Origin of the sequence: Ensifer sp. LC11, from assembly GCF_001695835.1 — a bacterium.
In the GTDB taxonomy this organism is placed as follows: Bacteria; Pseudomonadota; Alphaproteobacteria; order Rhizobiales; family Rhizobiaceae; genus Ensifer.
Window position 1 is genome coordinate 56,758 of sequence record NZ_MBSO01000067.1, and the last position, 17,853, is coordinate 74,610.

15 protein-coding genes are annotated in these 17,853 nt (G+C 62.9%); 6 read left to right on the top strand and 9 right to left on the bottom strand.

The window, feature by feature from the left end; all coding sequences use genetic code 11:
* Nucleotide 1: 1 nt before the first annotated feature.
* A complete protein-coding gene (gene pbpC / locus BBX50_RS27080) occupies nt 2-2,083 on the top strand; it encodes a penicillin-binding protein 1C (protein WP_065778379.1) in 2,082 nt (693 codons plus the stop codon).
* On the opposite strand, the gene BBX50_RS27085 is transcribed toward pbpC, so the two are convergent.
* On the bottom strand, nt 2,073-3,803 hold the full coding sequence (locus BBX50_RS27085) for a hybrid sensor histidine kinase/response regulator (protein WP_244513235.1): 1,731 nt from the start codon (nt 3,801-3,803) through the stop codon (nt 2,073-2,075). The genes pbpC and BBX50_RS27085 overlap by 11 nt on opposite strands.
* A gap of 131 nt (nt 3,804-3,934) precedes the next feature.
* Between BBX50_RS27085 and BBX50_RS27090 the strand changes: the two genes are divergently transcribed.
* The 3 genes from BBX50_RS27090 to hpaH all read left to right on the top strand — a co-directional run bounded on the left by BBX50_RS27090 (nt 3,935) and on the right by hpaH (nt 6,300).
* On the top strand, nt 3,935-4,594 hold the full coding sequence (locus tag BBX50_RS27090) for a response regulator transcription factor (protein WP_065778381.1): 660 nt from the start codon (nt 3,935-3,937) through the stop codon (nt 4,592-4,594).
* A gap of 212 nt (nt 4,595-4,806) precedes the next feature.
* Nucleotides 4,807-5,421, top strand: coding sequence for a LysE family translocator (locus tag BBX50_RS27095; protein WP_065778382.1), 615 nt, complete (start codon nt 4,807-4,809; stop codon nt 5,419-5,421).
* A gap of 75 nt (nt 5,422-5,496) precedes the next feature.
* On the top strand, nt 5,497-6,300 hold the full coding sequence (hpaH, locus tag BBX50_RS27100) for a 2-oxo-hept-4-ene-1,7-dioate hydratase (protein ID WP_065778383.1): 804 nt from the start codon (nt 5,497-5,499) through the stop codon (nt 6,298-6,300).
* Between the two features lie 84 nt (nt 6,301-6,384).
* Here the strand turns inward: hpaH and BBX50_RS27105 are convergent, their stop codons facing one another.
* The 4 genes from BBX50_RS27105 to gcl form a co-directional block, all read right to left on the bottom strand.
* Complete coding sequence (locus BBX50_RS27105) at nt 6,385-7,653, bottom strand: glycerate kinase (RefSeq protein ID WP_065778384.1); 1,269 nt, start codon at nt 7,651-7,653, stop codon at nt 6,385-6,387.
* A gap of 123 nt (nt 7,654-7,776) precedes the next feature.
* A complete protein-coding gene (locus tag BBX50_RS27110) occupies nt 7,777-8,661 on the bottom strand; it encodes a 2-hydroxy-3-oxopropionate reductase (RefSeq protein ID WP_065778385.1) in 885 nt (294 codons plus the stop codon).
* A 5-nt stretch (nt 8,662-8,666) separates the two neighbouring features.
* Nucleotides 8,667-9,482 (bottom strand): hydroxypyruvate isomerase, encoded by an 816-nt coding sequence (gene hyi, locus BBX50_RS27115; RefSeq protein WP_065778386.1) that lies wholly within the window; start codon nt 9,480-9,482, stop codon nt 8,667-8,669.
* A gap of 65 nt (nt 9,483-9,547) precedes the next feature.
* Nucleotides 9,548-11,332, bottom strand: a complete 1,785-nt coding sequence (gene gcl / locus BBX50_RS27120; RefSeq protein ID WP_065778387.1) for a glyoxylate carboligase — start codon at nt 11,330-11,332, stop codon at nt 9,548-9,550.
* Between the two features lie 169 nt (nt 11,333-11,501).
* On the opposite strand from gcl, the gene BBX50_RS27125 reads away from it, so the two are divergent.
* Nucleotides 11,502-12,323, top strand: coding sequence for an IclR family transcriptional regulator (locus tag BBX50_RS27125; protein WP_065778388.1), 822 nt, complete (start codon nt 11,502-11,504; stop codon nt 12,321-12,323).
* Between the two features lie 108 nt (nt 12,324-12,431).
* Here the strand turns inward: BBX50_RS27125 and guaD are convergent, their stop codons facing one another.
* Both guaD and BBX50_RS27135 read right to left on the bottom strand, forming a co-directional pair.
* Nucleotides 12,432-13,781: a guanine deaminase gene (gene guaD, locus BBX50_RS27130; protein ID WP_065778389.1), complete on the bottom strand. Its 1,350-nt coding sequence runs from the start codon at nt 13,779-13,781 to the stop codon at nt 12,432-12,434.
* Nucleotides 13,778-15,016: a urate hydroxylase PuuD gene (locus BBX50_RS27135; protein WP_065778390.1), complete on the bottom strand. Its 1,239-nt coding sequence runs from the start codon at nt 15,014-15,016 to the stop codon at nt 13,778-13,780. The genes guaD and BBX50_RS27135 overlap by 4 nt, the downstream gene beginning before the upstream one ends.
* 147 nt (nt 15,017-15,163) lie before the next feature.
* Between BBX50_RS27135 and BBX50_RS27140 the strand changes: the two genes are divergently transcribed.
* Nucleotides 15,164-16,078, top strand: a complete 915-nt coding sequence (locus BBX50_RS27140; RefSeq protein ID WP_065778391.1) for a LysR family transcriptional regulator — start codon at nt 15,164-15,166, stop codon at nt 16,076-16,078.
* Nucleotides 16,079-16,256: 178 nt separating this feature from the next.
* Here the strand turns inward: BBX50_RS27140 and BBX50_RS30630 are convergent, their stop codons facing one another.
* Nucleotides 16,257-16,631 (bottom strand): hypothetical protein, encoded by a 375-nt coding sequence (locus BBX50_RS30630; protein WP_065778392.1) that lies wholly within the window; start codon nt 16,629-16,631, stop codon nt 16,257-16,259.
* 228 nt (nt 16,632-16,859) lie between these two features.
* Nucleotides 16,860-17,834, bottom strand: coding sequence for a LysR family transcriptional regulator (locus BBX50_RS27150; protein ID WP_065778393.1), 975 nt, complete (start codon nt 17,832-17,834; stop codon nt 16,860-16,862).
* Nucleotides 17,835-17,853: the final 19 nt, after the last annotated feature.

Below are 17,853 nucleotides of genomic sequence, written 5' to 3' on the forward strand. Positions count from 1 at the left end.
CATGTCGATTGGGCGCAAACTGCTGATCGCCTTGCCCGTCTGCCTACTGCTGACGGGGCTGACGGGTTTTGCGATCGAGAAGGCCGACGAGGCCTTCCCGCCGCCACTCGAAGAGGCTGACGTCGTCTCGCGCGAGGTGCTCGATGCCAACGGGCAATTGCTGCGAGCCTTCGCCACGCCGGACAGCCTCTGGCGACTGAAGACCACGGTCGGCGATGTCGATCCGCAGTTCCTCAAGATGCTGATCGCCTACGAGGATCAACGTTTTGAAGAGCATTCGGGTGTCGACTTCCTGGCGCTCGGGCGCGCGGCGCTGCAATTTGTCAGCAACGGTCGCATCGTCTCCGGCGCCTCCACACTTTCGATGCAGGTCGCCCGCCTGATCGAACCGCGCCAGCAACGCTCGGTGACGGCCAAGCTCTTGCAGATCGCCCGTGCGATCCAGATCGAACGACGGCTTTCAAAAGAGCAGATCCTCAACCTCTATCTCACCCATGCGCCCTATGGCGGCAACATCGAGGGCGTGCGCGCCGCAAGCCTCGCCTGGCTCGGCAAGGAGCCGAAGCGGCTGACCGCCGGCGAAGCGGCACTGCTCGTCGCCCTGCCGCAACTGCCGGAGAAGCGCCGGCCGGATCGCAACCATGCCGCAGCCGTCGCCGCCCGTGAGCGCGTGCTGGCACGTCTCGCCGTTGCCGATGTGATCGGGGACGGTGAGGCCGCGCGCGCCGTCGCAACCTCCGTCCCCTCGCGCCGCCTGCAGCTTCCCGCCTATGCCGCGCATCTCGCCGAACGGGCCCTTCGCAAGGACCCGAAGGCCATCCAGCATCAGACGACATTGCGCCTTGCGGTCCAACGCAACCTCGAGGCCGTGGCAAAGGAAGGCGCCACCAAGCTGGGTCCGAAGGTTTCGGTCGCGATGGTCATGGCCGATGCGCGAACCGGCGAGATTGTCGCGTCGGTCGGATCGGCCGATTACTTCGACCCGAGCCGTTCCGGCTGGATCGACATGACCCGCATCACGCGCTCGCCCGGCTCGACCCTCAAGCCGTTCATCTATGGTCTCGCGTTCGAGGAAGGGCTCGTCAGCCAGGAGACGATCATCGAGGACCGGCCGGCGGATTTCTTCGGCTATCGTCCACGCAACTTCGACATGAGCTATCAGGGCGATGTCAGCGTGCGCGAGGCGTTGCAACTGTCCTTGAACGTGCCGGCGATCCGCCTTCTCGACGCCGTCGGCCCGGCCGAACTGATGATGCGCTTCCGCCGCGGCGAGGTGAAACCGGCGCTGCCTGTAGGCGAAGCGCCGGGGCTTGCGATCGGTCTCGGCGGCGTCGGGCTTTCGCTGCGCGACCTCGTCCAGCTTTATGCCGCCCTTGCCAATCGCGGCTTCCCCTTGAGGCTCGGTGACGGCATTGATGGCAAGGCCGGCCTGATCGAGGCGGAGCCGCTGCTGTCTCCTGTCGCGGTCTGGAATGTCTCCGATGCGCTCTCGGGCGTGTTGCCGCCGACGGGCAGCCGACAGCGCGGCATCGCCTACAAGACCGGCACGAGCTACGGCTATCGTGACGTCTGGTCAGTCGGCTATGACGGGCGCCATGTGCTCGGGGTCTGGGTTGGCCGGCCCGACAATGGCGCGGTTCCGGGCCTCACCGGCTACGGCAGCGCCGCGCCCATCCTCTTCGAAGGCTTTGCCAAATCCGGCTTCGGCATCAAGCCGCTCCCGGACGCGCCGGCCGGGGCGATCCGCATTTCGCAAGCGGAGCTGCCAATCAGCCAGCGCCGCTTCTCGCTGACTGCAAGCGGCCTGGTCAATGCCTCGGCGCGCGAGCCGGCGCCGCAGATCGTCTTCCCGCCCGAGGGAGCACGTGTCGAACTCGGCGCAGATCATCAGGCGATCTCACCGTTGACGCTGAAGCTTCAGGGCGGGCGGGCGCCGTTCCGCTGGCTTGCCAACGGCAGGCCGTTGCCGGAGCTGACCCGCCGTCGAGTGACACAATGGCAACCCGACGGTGTCGGCTATTCGACGCTCACCGTCATCGACGCGGTCGGCCGCGCCGCAAGCGTTCGCGTCTTCATCGAATAGCGGTAGAGTTGCGTCCACTTTCGGGAGTGTCCCCCCAAAGTGCAGCCGCGATTTCCTCTTCGAGGCGCTCGGCGTCGAGCGGCTTATGCAGCAGTCGGTGGCCGCTGGCGGTCACCTCCTTCAGCCGCGCCGGCGAGGTATCGCCTGAAAGGATCAAGGCCGGTACGTCCCTGCCGAGATAACGCTTGATTGCTCCAACGGCGCCAATTCCCGTCTCGCCGTCTTCGAGGCGGTAGTCCGTGATGACAAGATCGACCGGTGCTGCGCCCTGGCTCGAAGCCCTCGTATGCTCGTAACAGGCGGCCACCGCCGAGCGACCGGCGTAGACCCGATAGCCGAGCGTTCCAAGGAGCAATGCCGTTGCTTCCAACACGTCGCGTTCGTCATCGATGACGATGATGCCCCCGTGGTGGGTCGCGGCCGTCAAATCCGGACGGATCTTCTGCGGTGACGGGATCGGAGCGGTGATGGGCAGGGTGATGGAGAAACCCGAGCCGCGCCCCTCCGTTGAAACCACCGTGATCGGATGCCCGAGCAGAGCGGCCGTGCGCTGGACAATCGCAAGACCCAGTCCCAGTCCCTGAGCGCGGTCGCGTGCCGGGTTTCTGAGCTGAACGAACTCCTCGAAGATTGCCTCCCGGTCCACCTCGGGGATTCCGACGCCTGTGTCCCAGACCTGGATTTCGACCGATCCGCCGCGACGTCGGCAGCCGATCAGCACTCGGCCGCTTTGCGTGTAGCGAAAGGCATTGGAAAGCAGGTTGTCGAGTATTCGCTTCAGCATCATTGGATCGGTATCGACCCAGACATCGGTCACCACGACGCGCCAGTCGAGCCCCTGTCCCTTGGCAATGCTGGAGAATTCCGACTTGAGGTCAAAGAACAGGCGCCGCAGGGCGACCGGCTCGCGCTCCACGGCAACCACGCCGGCATCAAGCTTGGAAATATCGAGCAGTGCATCGAGCAGACCGCTCAGGCTGCCAATGACGGAGCGTGCCCGCTCGGCAAGATCACGCCCGTTCCTTGCCGGCACGTCGCCGTTTCGGGCGAGCGCACCGAGCGTGGAGATGAAGAGGCCGAGCGCATGGATCGGCTGGCGCAAGTCGTGGCTCGCCGCCGCGAGGAAACGCGACTTGGCGCGATCAGCGCTTTGCGCCTTGTCGCGTTCTTCCTGCAGGTCGCCAATTAGCGACAGGTTCTCGAAACGCAGCCGCACGGTCTCTGCGAGAGTGCGATGGGTGACGCGGCTGTAGTAGAGGTCGACGCCGAAGAGGCAGATGGTGAAGACCAGATAGGTGTCATAGATCGGACCGTCGCCCATGAAGCAGCGGATCGCGAAAGGCAGCAACATCGCCAGCAGCGATCCGGCGTAAGCCAGCGGAAAAGCAGACAGTGATGGCACCGCGCCGCTGGCAATGCCCGTGATGACGATGCAGATGAAGGCGAGCGTCTGCGGCTCGTCCGGCAGGAAAGCAACCCAGCCAAGCGCACCCCACAGGGCGCTCGAAAGCCAGGAGAGCAAGGTGAAACGCCAGGCCCATCGCCCCCAATCGCTTTTGCGCTGTTCATCGGGCTCGCGCCGATAGCGCCAGTCGAGAAGGATGCGGGCGAACGTCAGCAGATAGAGGGCAGCGATCCAGGTCAAGAGCAGGTTTGCCGGCACCCATTCACGCAGGACATAAGCAACCGGCAGTGGAATTGCGAAATTGGCAAAAAGCACCGCGTAAGATTGACGAAATAATAAGTCTATCAGGAGAGGTTGCAGATGCTCGCGAGTGTCCATTGCCGCTCCCCTCTCGATGCTGTGCAGTAGCCGCCGACAATTGCCGAAATCGATGAAGGATTGCTTACATGCGCAAACTGCTGACGGTCGTGGTGGCCGACGATCACGCCATCGTTCGCGAAGGCCTGAAGCTGCTGCTCTCCACCATGGATCATGTATCGGTGGTTGCGGAGGCTGCCGACGGCGAGGCGCTGGCAGCCATCGTGCGGGCTGGCGGCGCAGACCTGGTGATCCTCGATCTCGGCATGCCGAGGGTCGCTGGCGTGCAGTTCATCAGCGAACTCAGGGCGATTGCGCCGCGTATGAAGATCCTGGTGCTGACGGCCAACATCGAAGCCCGCACCGTCCGGGCCACGATCGCCGCCGGTGCCAGCGGGTATCTTACGAAGAGCGGAGATCCCGCCGAATTGAACGCGGCGCTCGATGCCATGCTGCGAAACGAAGTCTATCTCAGCCAGGCGGTTCGCTTCGCTGTCGATGATCCTCGAAGCCACCAGCCGCCGCCATTGACCGATGCGGCTCTTTCGCCGGTCCCCCTTACCCGGCGCGAGATGCAGATCCTGACACTCGCAGCGCAAGGGTTGACGGCGCGCGAAACCGCCGATCGCCTCGGCATCAGCCCGCTGACGGCGCGCAAGCATCGCGAAAACCTGATGCGCAAGCTCAGCCTGCACAATGCGGCAGAGATCGCCGCCTATGCCATGCGCATCGGCCTGCCGATCGGATGATGGCCGCATTTTCTCTCCGCCTGCTTTGACGGTCACACTCCCTTAACCACGCCAGCATGGGCGTGCCGGCCCACAGGGCGAAATACGGCATCCGCCGTATGTCTCGCTGATACAACCAAGCGTAGTTCTTCCGCCAGATCGAACCACGATTCTCGTGGATCGACGATTGGACACCACCCCGAGAAGGGTCGGCGATATCTGGAGGAACAGCCATGCCCTCGATGGAGCATTGGATCTCGTTTGTGCTTGCCACAGCGATCTTTGCCTGCATGCCGGGCCCGGCTATCCTTTACATGACGGCCCAGACGCTCGCCCATGGACGCAAGGCGGGGTTTCTCGCCGCGCTCGGCATCCATATCGGTTGCTACGTCCATATCGCTGCGGCTGCCCTCGGGCTCGCCGCCCTGCTGCATCATGCACTGCTTCTCTATACGGTGATCAAGCTCGCGGGCGCCGTCTATCTAATCTGGCTCGGCGCAACCATGTTGCTCGGGGCCGGGAAACACACCGCCCACACCGGAGCGGCCAAACCCGGCGTCCTGCGTGACAGCATCGTCGTCGAAATCCTCAATCCCAAGACAGCTTTGTTCTTCGTGACGTTCCTGCCGCAATTCGTCGACCCTACGGCATCTATGCCGTTGTCAATGCAGTTCCTGATGTTCGGGCTGCTGGTGAACCTCGCCCTCTCGATCGCTGACGTCGCTGCCGTGTTCCTCGCCTCGTTCACACTTGGGCGCCTGACCGGCAGCGGTAGCCGGCTGGTTCCGCGCGCCTGCGGCTCTATTCTCATTGCCCTCGGCCTGATGTTGGCTGGCCAGCCGGTGTGAACGTCAAAAGACGACCCGTGCCCACGTGGCAGCCATGGTGTATCGTAAGACACGCTGGAGTGGAGGGGCCGGACTATGCTCAATGCGACCGAGATAACCAAAGCCGCCGAAAGCCTGCATCAGGCGGAACACGACCGCAAGCAAATCGGACTTCTATCGCTCAAGCATCCTGAAATGACGATCGATGACGCCTATGCGATCCAGGCCGCCTGGGTTAGGCGCAAGCGCGACGACGGCCACCGTATCATCGGCTGGAAGATCGGCTTGACCTCCAATGCCATGCAGCAGGCGCTTGGCATAGATACGCCTGACTCCGGTGTGCTGTTCGACAACATGCTGTTCGACGACGGTGCGAGCATTCCGGCCGATCGCTTCATCCAGCCACGCGTCGAAGCCGAGATCGCTTTCGTCATGAAGGCTGGTCTCAAGGGACCGCGCGTCAATCTGGTGCAGGTGTTGAACGCCACTGATTATGTGATGCCGGCAATTGAGATTCTCGACACGCGCATCGTGCGAACCGACCCCAAGACCAAGAGGACGCGGACCATCGTCGATGCGATTTCCGACAATGCCGCCAATGGCGGCCTCATTCTCGGCGGCCGCGCCGTGCGTCCCGATACCGTCGACATGCGTTGGATGGGCGCGATCGTCTCGCGCAATGCGGCGATCGAGGAGACGGGGCTTGCGGCCGGCGTGCTCAATCATCCGGCCCGCGGTATCGCCTGGCTTGCCAACCGCCTCGCGCAGTGCGGAGATGCGATCGAGCCCGGCCAGATCGTTCTTTCCGGTTCGTTCATCCGCACCATCGAAGCCAAGAATGGCGATACGATCGTTGCCGATTTCGGCCCCTACGGCTCCGTGAGCTGCCATTTCGCGTGACGGCGGAGGCGCCGGGACGAGACCTTTACTCGCGCGGGCCCGGCCGGAAAGCCGTTCCACACTTTTCCTGGAATTGCGTGCGGCTCACTGCACCAGAATGGCGCGGAAATCGTTGACGTTGGTGCCGGTCGGCCCAGGCTTGAAGAGATCGCCGAGCGCATCGAACGCTGTCCAGCTGTCATTCTTCTGCAGCAGTCCTGCAGCATCCAGCCGCTGCGCCACGAGCCGGGCTACGGTCGTGTCGTCTGCGAAAGCGCCGGCATTGTCCTCCGAGCCGTCGATCCCGTCCGTGTCAGCCGCAAGTGCCGAGACGCCCTTGGCGCCATCGATACCAAGCGCCAAGGCCAGCAGGAACTCGCTGTTGCGGCCGCCCTTGCCCTTGCCGCGGATCGTCACGGTCGTCTCGCCGCCGGAAAGCACGACGACAGGCTTGCTGAACGGCCGTCCCCGGCCGGCGACTTCACGGGCGATCGCCGCATGCACGCCGCCGACATCGCGTGCCTCGCCTTCGATCGCATCAGACAGAATGATCGCCGCGATCCCGGCTGCACGCGCTTCAGCCGCGGCTGCCTCGAGCGAGACGGAGGCGGATGCGATCAGCCGCACTTCGTTGCGGGCAAAGCGCAGATCATCCGGCAACGGCGCGGCGCTGTCGGGGCTGTTGATCCAGGCGATGACCTTGGCCGGCAATTCCAGGCCGTAGCGGTCGATCAGCGTCAGCGCATCTTCGCGCGAGCTTGCATCGGCGAGCGTCGGCCCGGATGCGACCAGCGCCGGATCGTCGCCCGGAATATCAGAGACGATCAGCGAGACGACCTTCGCCGGATAGGCGGCAGCTGCGAGCCTGCCGCCCTTTATCATCGAAACGTGCTTGCGCACGGCGTTCATGGCGCTGATCGGCGCGCCGGAGGCAAGCAGTGCTCGGTTGACCGCAATCTCGTCTTCCAGCGTCAGGCCGGGTGGAGGCGACGGCAGAAGCGCCGAGCCACCGCCGCAAACAAGAGCGACGACGAGGTCGTCTTCCGTCAGGCCGCTGACTTCTGCGAGCAAGCGCTTCGATGCCAACAAACCATTCTCATCCGGAAGCGGGTGCGACGCCTCAAGCACCTCGATCTTGTCGCAGGGAGCGGCATAACCGTAGCGTGTGACCACGACACCCGAAAGCGGTCCATCCCAATGGCGCTCGAAGGCAGCCGCCATCTGGGCAGCGCCCTTGCCGGCGCCGACGACGACCGTGCGCCCCTTCGGCCGTTCCGGCAGGTTGGCGACGATCACCCGTTCCGGGTCAGCCGCGGCAACGGCCGAGGTGAACAGCGTTTCGAGAAAACGGCGTGGGTCAGTGATCGCTGGCATTTTTCTCCCCGTACTTAATGATGTCTCGGGCGGCGGTTCCTCCAACCGCCGCCCGGACACATGACCGGCCCGGCACAATGGGACGCCGGGCGGATCATGTGCGTTTCGTGCCTGCTAGAAGTCTCAGGCGACCTGATGGTTCGCCATGCGCTCCAGCGCCCGGACAAGACCGGAGTGATCAAGACCGCTGTCGCCATTGGCGGCGCAGTTGTTGAACAGTTCCTGCGTGGCGGCCGTGTTCGGCAGCGAGATGCCGAGCGACTTTGCGCCCTGCAGCGCCAAGTTCAGGTCCTTCTGGTGCAGCGAGATGCGGAAGCCCGGATCGAAGGTACGCTTGATCATGCGCTCGCCGTGCACCTCGAGGATGCGCGAGGAGGCAAAGCCGCCCATCAGCGCCTCGCGGACGCGGGCCGGATCGGCGCCGGCCTTGGACGCAAAGACGAGGGCTTCCGAAACCGCCTCGATCGTCAGCGCGACGATGATCTGGTTAGCAACCTTGGTGACCTGGCCGTCGCCGCAGTCACCGACGAGCGTGATGTTCTTGCCCATCAGCTTCAGGAGCGGCAAAGCCCGGTCGAAGCTTTCCTGGGCGCCACCCGCCATGATCGAGAGCGAGGCGTTCTTGGCGCCGACTTCGCCGCCGGAGACCGGGGCGTCGATGAATTCGGCGCCGGTCTCGCGAACCTTCTTGGCGAATTCCTTCGTCTCGATCGGCGAGATCGAGCTCATGTCGATGACGAGCTTGCCCTTGGAAAGACCGTAGGCGACGCCGTTTTCGCCGAAGAGGACGTCCTTGACCTCCGGGGTGTCCGGCAGCATCAGGATGATCGTGTCGACGGTTTCGGCGAGCGCCTTCGGCGTGTCGACGAACTTCAGGCCGTTATCGAGCAGCTCCTGGCGCGGCGGGATGACGAACTTCGAGGTGACGATGGTGTGGCCGGCATCCTGCAGGTGGCGCGCCATCGGCGTGCCCATGATACCCAGTCCAATGAAACCGATTGTTGCCATGGTGCTTAGCTCCTGATCTTGATGATGTCTGCGGATTGGGTGCGCTTGCGCTCAGCGCCAAGCCAGCCAAGGCCGTCGGCCGTCGTGGTGCGCGGCTTGTACTCGCAACCGATCCAGCCGTCGTAACCGGCCGCTTTCAGCGCGTCGAAAACGAAGGGATAATTGATCTCGCCAGTGCCCGGTTCATTGCGGCCGGGGTTGTCGGCCAGCTGGACGTGAACGATGCGATCGGCAAAGCGCTTGTAGGTGCCGATCAGTTCGCCCTGGGTGCGTTGCTGATGGTAGAGGTCGTACTGGATGAACAGGTTGTCGCTGCCGACCTCTTCGATGATCGAAGCGGCCTGTTCGACCGTGTTGAGATAGAAGCCGGGAATATCGAAGTCGTTGATCGGCTCGATCAAAAGGCGAATGCCCTGCTTGCCCAGTTCACCTGCTGCAAGCTTGAGATTTGCGACCAGCGTGTTGCGAAGCACCTGTTCCGAGACACCCGCCGGCGCAATGCCGACCAGGCAATTCACCTGCTTGCAGTCGAGCGCCGTCGCATAGTCGATGGCGCTTGCGACACCCTTGCGAAACTCGTCGACCCGGTCCGGCAGGATGGCGATGCCGCGTTCGCCGCTCGCCCAGTTGCCGGCCGGCAGATTGTGCAAAACCTGGGTCAGGCCGTGACGCTGAAGCTCGGCGCGCAGGCTCACCTTTTCGAACTCGTAGGGGAAGAGATACTCCACGCCTTCGAAGCCGGCCTTGGCGGCAAGGGCGAAACGATCGAGGAACGGCACCTCGTTGAACAGCATTGTCAGGTTCGCAGCGAACTTCGCCATGCGATGTCTCCTCCTTGTGTTTGTCTTTGGAGCGGGATGCGGGCGGAAGACCGCCCGCATTTTGCTCAGTCGAGCAGGGCCGTGATTGCGGTCGGCACGTCCTCGCCGCGCAGCGCCAGTTCCTCGAACTCGACGACGGCATTGATGTCGGCACCCATGGAGATGTTGGTGACACGCTCGAGGATGAACTCGATGACGACGGGAACCTGGTGCTCGTCCATCAGCGCCCGTGCACGGTCGAAGGCTTCCTGGAACTCGTTCGGGCTGCGCACCCGGATCGCCTTGCAGCCGAGACCTTCGGCAACCGCGACGTGGTCGACGCCGTAACCCTTCTCCGCATCGCCCGACGCATTGATGTTGTCGAAGGCGAGGCTGACCTCGAAGTCCATGTTGAGGCCGCGCTGTGCCTGACGGATGAGGCCGAGATAGGAATTGTTCACGACGATATGCAGGTAGGGCAGCTTGTGCTGGGCGCCGACCGCGAGCTCCTCGATCAGGAACTGGAAGTCGTAGTCACCGGAAAGTGCGACGATCGTCCGGTCCGGATCGGCGGCGCGAACACCGAGTGCTGCCGGCAAGGTCCAGCCGAGCGGGCCGGCCTGGCCGCAATTGATCCAGTTGCGCGGCTTGTAGACGTGCAGGAACTGGGCGCCGGCGATCTGGCTGAGGCCGATGGTCGAGACATAGCAGGTGTCGCGGCCGAAAGCCTTGTTCATCTCTTCGTAAACGCGCTGGGGCTTCAGCGGTGTCTGATCGAAATGGGTCTTGCGCAGCATGGTGCGCTTGCGCTCGCGGCACTCTTCGGCCCAGGCGGACCAGTCACGCAGCTTGCCGGCCGTCTTCCATTCGGTCGCGACGTCGAGGAACAGCTTCAGGGCAGCGCCGGCATCCGAGACGATACCGAAGTCAGGTGCAAAGACGCGACCGATCTGGGTCGGCTCGATATCGACGTGAACGAACTTGCGGCCTTCCGTATAGGTCGGAACGTTGCCGGTGTGGCGGTTGGCCCAACGGTTGCCGACGCCGAGAACGAAGTCGGAAGCGAGCATGTTGGCATTGCCGTAGCGATGCGATGTCTGCAGGCCGCACATGCCGGCCATCAGCGGATGATCATCCGGGATCGTGCCCCAGCCCATCAGCGTCGGGATAACCGGGATGCCGGTGATCTCGGCGAATTCGGTCAGAAGATCGGAGGCGTCGGCATTGATGATGCCCCCACCGGCGACGATCAGCGGACGCTCCGCCTCGTTCAGCATCGCGATCGCCTTCTCAGCCTGGGCGCGCGTCGCCTTCGGCTTGTAGGCTTCAAGCGGCTCGTAGGTGTCCGGGTCGAACTCGATTTCGGCGAGCTGGACGTCAACCGGCAGGTCGATCAGGACCGGGCCCGGGCGACCGGAACGCATGATGTGGAATGCCTTCTGGAAAACAAAGGGAACGAGCGCCGGCTCCATGACCGTGACCGCCCACTTGGTGACCGGTGCTGCGATCTTGGCGATATCGACCGCCTGGAAGTCTTCCTTGTCGAGGCGGGCGCGCGGCGCCTGGCCGGTGATGCACAGGATCGGGATCGAGTCGGCCGAGGCCGAATAGAGGCCCGTGATCATATCGGTTCCGGCAGGGCCGGATGTGCCGATGCAGACGCCGATATTGCCGTGCTTGGCGCGGGTGTAGCCTTCCGCCATATGCGAGGCACCCTCGACATGGCGCGCCAGAATGTGGCGGACGGAACCACGCGCCTTCAGCGCCGAATAGAACGGGTTGATGGCAGCGCCAGGTACGCCGAAGGCGCAGCCGATGCCTTCCTTCTCCAGAACATAAACAGCCGCGTCAACGGCACGCATCTTAGCCATGGGAACTCCTCCAATTTCCTGAAAAGATAATCCATTATTTTCGATACGCAATACACAAATGGAAATCATTTCCATCATGTGGAAATAAAGATTTTCAACAAATCGGAGAAAATCCCTTCGCGGCCTGATAGAGGATGATGGGCGAATGACGTGATTTGGAGAGGCATCGATGGACGGCAACGGCAGGGGAAAACGCGGGCGCAAGGCGGGCGAAAATGCAGCGCCGTCGTCCGTCCAGGTGCTCGATCGCAGCCTCGCGCTGCTGGAGGTCGTGGCGCAGGGAGACGGCTCAACCTTGACCCAGCTCGCCGACGAGACCGGCATGGCGCCATCCACCGTGCATCGTCTGCTGACGACGCTTTCCGGCCACGGCATGGTGATGAACGACCCTGATACGGGCGCCTGGACCGTCGGCCTCAAGGCATTCGAGATCGGCAATGCCTATCTGCGCTTCCGCAAGCTTGGCACCATCAGCCGCCCCTTCCTCAAGGGCCTCATGGAGGAAAGCGGTGAGACAGCCAATATCGGCATCGAGGAAGGCGGCGACGTCGTCTTCATCTCGCAGGTCGAAAGCCACGCGCCGATGCGCGCCTTCTTCCGCCCCGGCCGCCGCGGCCCCGTGCACGCCTCCGGCATCGGCAAGGCGATCCTTTCGACCTGGTCGGACAAGGAGATCGCTCAGCTTCTCGGCGGCCGCGAGCTTGCCCACTTCACCGACAAGACCCGCGACACGCTGCCGGCGCTGCTGAAAGACATCCAGGAGATCCGCCACCGCGGCTGGTCCGTCGACGACGAGGAGCACACGCTCGGCATGCGCTGCGTCGCCGCCCCGATCTTCAACGAATATGGCGAGACGATCGCCGGTATCTCGATTTCCGGTCCTTCGGTGCGCGTCAGCAACGAGAAACTCTCGACGCTCGGCCCAATCGTGCGCGAGCGCGCCGATGCCTTGACCAAGGCGATGGGCGGCAAACGGCCGGAAGAGCTGTAACCGCCCAGGAGAATGCGCCGCTCACCCCGTTGCAATAGGCCGCGGAAACGAAAAGGGCTCGCAGATCCTTGCAGATCTGCGAGCCCCAAGAAGGCAGTGCAATGCCGTTCAGGCGGTTTCTAGGCTCTTGGCCACCAATGCCGTATCCTTCGCCTCACTCGTGGCACGCTTCATCGGCTTGCCGGCAACGTAGGTCTCGGCAACGCAACGGTCGTCGCCCATCGTCTGCAGGATAAAGAGCTCTTCCGCCAGCGAACCGGCGACCCGCATGCGCAGTTCCATCGAGGGCTTGGCGCGGCTGTCGAGCACGACGATGTCGGCATCGGCGCCGACATGCAGCGAACCGATGCGATCGTCGAGATCGAGCGCCCGGGCATTGCCGAGCGTCATGCGGTAGAACGAGTTGAACGGCGTCAGCCGCTGGCCCTGCAGGTGCAACACCTTGTAGGCTTCGTCCATGGTCTCCAGCATGGAGAAGCTGGTGCCGGCGCCGACATCGGTCGCGACCGACCAGCGGGCGCCGAACTTGTCGAAGCGATCCCGGTCGAAGAGACCGGAGCCGAGGAAGAGGTTCGAGGTCGGGCAGAAATTGCCGACGGCGCCGGTCTCGGCAAGAACGGAGATCTCGCGGTCGCTCAGGTAAATGCAGTGCCCGAGCAAGGTCTTGCGCGTCAGGAGATCGTAACGCGCGTAGATATCCGTGTAGTCCTTGGCTTCCGGATAGAGCGAGGTCGCAAAGGCCACCTCGTCCTTGTTTTCGGAAAGATGGGTCTGGACGTAGCATTCCGGATGCTCGGCGACGAGCACGCGGCTCATCTCCATCTGCTCCGGCGTCGAGGTGATGGCAAAGCGCGGGCTGATGGCATAATGCGCGCGGCCGCGGCCGTGCCACTTGGCGATCAGCGCCTTCGTCTCGTCATAGCCAAGCTGCGGCGTGTCACGCAGCGCATCGGGGGCGTTGCGGTCCATCATCACCTTGCCGCCGATCATCAGCATGCCGCGCGCTTCGGCCGCACCAAAATAGGCATCCACGCTTTCCGGATGCACCGAGCAGTAGGCGGCGGCCGTCGTCGTACCGTTCGCCAGCAGTTCGTCCAGGAAGCGGCCGGCGATGAAGTCGGCGTGCTCCGGCTTCCGCAGCTTCTGCTCCTCGACGAAGATGTAGGTGTTCAGCCATTCGAGAAGTTGCGCGCCGTAGGAGGCGATCGCCTGGGTCTGCGGAAAATGCAGGTGCGTGTCGATCAGGCCCGGCAGCACGAGATTAGGGCGATGGTCGGCAACCTTGACGCCGGGTCCGGCGCGGCGGGCGACTTCGGCGTGCTCTCCGATATCGGCAACCTTGCCGTCGCGCACCAGCACGGCGCCATCCTCGAAATAGCGATAGGAGGCGGTATCGTCGATGCCCTTGGGCTCTTCGACGAAGGTCAGGACGCGGCCGCGGATCAGCAATTCGGTCATTGGGTTTTTCCTCCATTCACGACGGACTCGTACCAGGCGACCAGCAGCTGGCGCTCCTCGTCCGATACGCCGGTGACGTTTGCCGGCGGCATCGCATGCGAACGGCCGGCCTGCAGATAGATTTCACGCGCGTGGTTGGCGATCTCCACGTCCGTCTCGAGCGTCACGCCCTTCGGCGGGACAACCAGACCTTCCCAGCCCGGCTCCTTGGCATGGCACATGGAACAGCGGCCAAGCACGGTGTCGCGCACCTTCGGAAAGGCTTCCGCCGCGACGAAGGGCTGCTGCGCGGCCGAGATCTTCTCCTCGGCGCCACCGGCAAGGATCTTCGGCACGGTCGAGAGCCACATGATCGCAACGAAGAGCAGTGCTGTGACGAGCCAGGTCCAGGTCGGGTTGCCCTTGTCGGCATGGCGGGTGTTGAAATAGTGGCGGATGGTGACGCCCATCAGGAAGACCAGCGAGGCGATGATCCAGTTGTACTGGGTGCCGAACGCCAGCGGGTAGTGGTTCGACAGCATCAGGAACAGAACCGGCAGCGTCAGGTAGTTGTTGTGGGTCGAGCGTTGCTTGGCAATCACGCCGTACTTCGGGTCCGGCGTGCGGCCGGCGATCAGGTCACCCACGACCACCTTCTGGTTCGGGATGATGATGAAGAACACGTTGGCCGACATGATCGTCGCGGTGAAGGCGCCGAGATGCAGAAACGCCGCGCGGCCGGTGAAGAGCTGCGTGTAGCCCCAGGCCATGCCGACCAGGATGAAGTAGAGAAGCACCATCAGCTTCGTGTTGTCACGACCGAAGGGCGACTTGCAGATCGTGTCATAGGCGAGCCAGCCGAAGGCGATCGAACCGAGCGAGATGGCGATCGCCACCGGCTTCGAGACGTCGAGCACGTTCGGATCGATCAGGTAGAGATCCGCACCGGCGTAGTAGACCAGGCACAGCATGCCGAAGCCCGAAAGCCAGGTGACGTAGGATTCCCATTTGAACCAGATCAGGTGCTCCGGCATGTTGGCCGGTGCAACCAGGTACTTCTGGATGTGGTAGAAGCCACCACCATGCACCTGCCATTCTTCGCCATAGGCGCCGACCGGCAGGCCGGGATGTTTCTTCAGACCAAGGTCAAGGGCGACGAAGTAAAAGGACGAACCGATCCATGCAATGGCGGTGATGACGTGCAGCCATCTCACGGCAAAGGTCAGCCAATCCCAGGCGATGGCATAGTCGTACATGCAATTCTCCCATTTCTCCTCAGGCCATTATGTGTCATTGCTGGAGGTCGCGGGAACGTCGCTGCTTCACCAACACTTTCAAAAAAATCTATAAAATAGCGACGCAATGGATAGGCTAGTAAGAAGCCGGAGGAGTGGGACGGAGGCATGTCTTATCTGGACAATGTACGCGTCTTCGTGCGCGTCGTAGAGCTTGGAACCCTGTCGGCGGCCGGTCGCGACCAGCGCGTGACGCCGGCGGTTGCAAGCAATAGAATCAAAGAGTTGGAACGCCATATGGGCGTTCGCCTGTTCAATCGGACGACGCGCAAGCTGACCCCGACGGAGCATGGCCGCGTCTTTTACGATGGCGCCGTGAAGATCCTCGAAGCGGTCAACGAAGCGGAAAATGCAATCGCCGATCTCTCGCGCAACCCGAAGGGCGCCTTGAAGATTACTGCTCCCTTGGGGATAGGTCGGCGACTGATCGCATCAGGCATTCCTGAGTTTCACGACAAGTATCCCGATATCGAAGTGCGCCTTCGCCTGTCGGATCACAACGTCGATATCCTCTCCGAGGGCGTCGACGTCGCCTTCAAGCTCGGCATCCTCGAAGATTCGAACCTGCGCATGCGCGGCATCATGAATTGCGAGCGGGTGATCTGCGGTGCGCCCGCCTATTTCGAGAAACGCGGCGTGCCGCAAACGCCGGATGCGCTGATTGCCGACAAACACGACTGTCTGCTGCTGCGCTATCCCGGTTCGAAGGAATACTTCTGGACGCTCCAGACGATGGAAGGCGTGCGCAAGCTTGAGGTGACCGGCCCTTACGACTCTGATGACGGCGACGTGCTCACCCAATGGGCGCTCGACGGCCGCGGCATCATCAACAAGCCGCTGTTCGAGGTGAAGGCCCACATCAATGCCGGTGCGCTGGTGCCAATCCTCTCCGACACGCCGCCGCTTAGTGTGCAACTCGCGGCGATCTATCCCCACAAACGTTTCCAGGACCCGAAAGTCAGGCTGATGATCGACTACATGGCTGAGCGCTGTCAGCGGCTGATCAACGGTATGCTGGCCTAACCTCCGCAAAGGCGTGGTCAGGCGGCCAACGCAATGAGGCCCGACGAGGGCGCCCTCGCCGGGGCGTCATGCGCTCTGTCCCAAGAAGCGAGGCACCTCTTTCCGCAACGGCTTCGATTGCGGGAAGAAAGACGGAGGGCGCATTGCCGAGGCGCCGGCCCTCCGCAACAACGAAGTATCAGCGGTTCACGTCGCTGTGCTTCGATTTGCCGGGAACGCCGTCACCGCCGCCGTTACCGAAGCCGTTGTTGGCATGCTTGGTCTTGCCGCCGCCGTCGCCATCACCGTCACCATCGCCATCACCATCGCCGTCGCCGTCACCATCGCCGTCGCCATCACCATCGCCGTCGCCGTCACCATCGCCACCACCATCGCCGTCACCATCGCCGCCGCCATCACCGCCGCCGTCACCATCGCCGTCGCCGCCAGTACCACTTTCACCACTGGTGGTCCCCTCGTCGGCGTGCGCAATGCCGATCATGATCGGCGCGCTATAGTGCGTCACCACCGCAAATGCCGTGGACAAAAGCAGAGCACGTGTCAATTTCTTCATCGTCGTCTCCCGATCTGATGCGCCCTGTCTCCGTGCAGTTGCGTAAAACGCGACTTGTCTGAAAAGCACTAAAGAAAATCCGGGACGCGTTACTCCCTTAAAGGTCGACCTCAGCGCCAACCTTATTTTAGAAACCAATGATAATAGGCAGATCCAGTGGCAATCGGTAAGCGACACATTTGTGGTATGCGTTTAAGGCGGGCGGATCATGCAACCAATCCATTTGGGTTATGGCTCATGCGGCTCGGCCGTCAGACTATTTAACGAGGGAGGCTGATAGCCCTTCGTTCTCTCAATCCCGCCAAGACCGCCGATCCGCTCGACCAGGAAATCAACCAACAGGCGAACACGGGCAATGCCGGCGCGCTCGGGCACGATTAACAGGCTAAGCGGGACCGAAGGCAGCGAATAGTCCTGAAGCAACGGCACAAGCCGGCCGCTCGCCAGAAGATCGTCCACCAGCCACTGGTGTGCCGGTGCAATGCCGCGGCCGGCGACAAGCGCTTCGCGGACGGCGAGCCCGTGATCGACTCGAAAGCGCCCGCCGAAGGGCACGACATGATGCCGTCCGTCCGGTCCCTTCAGGGTAAGCTTGTCGCTCCCTGCCACATTCGACATGCGGATCCCCTCATGGGCGGTAAGGTCAGTTGGGGAGCCGGGAACCCCACGCGCGGCCAGATAGCCCGGCGCCGCCACGAGCAAGCGCCGGCTTTCGCCAAGTGGCCGCAGCTTCATCGAGCTGTCGGTGAGCGGCCCGAGACGCAGCGCGATATCGATCCCTTCCCGCACCAGATCGATACGCTCATCGGTCAGGCTAAGATCGATGCCGATATCAGGATACTTGTCCTGAAAGGCGAAGATCAGCCGGCTGACGTGTAACACTCCGAAGGCAGACGTGCAGGATACGCGAATGGTGCCGGCGGCAGTGCCGCGTGTGCCGCGTGCCTCGTCGCCCGCCTGTTCGACCAGCCGCAGGATCTGGATGCTGTTGGCATAATAGCGGCTGCCCTCATCGGTCAGCGTGACGCGCCGGGTGGTGCGGCTGAGCAACGGCACGCCAACGGCTTCCTCCAGTTCCCGCAACTGCCGGGTAACAGTGGATTGGCCGATGCCGAGCTCGCGCGCGACAGCCGAAAGGCTACCGCGCTCGGCAACGCGTGTGAACGTGCGCATGCGCTCAAGCGTGACGTCCGATTTATCCATTTTTTAGCAGAATCCTATG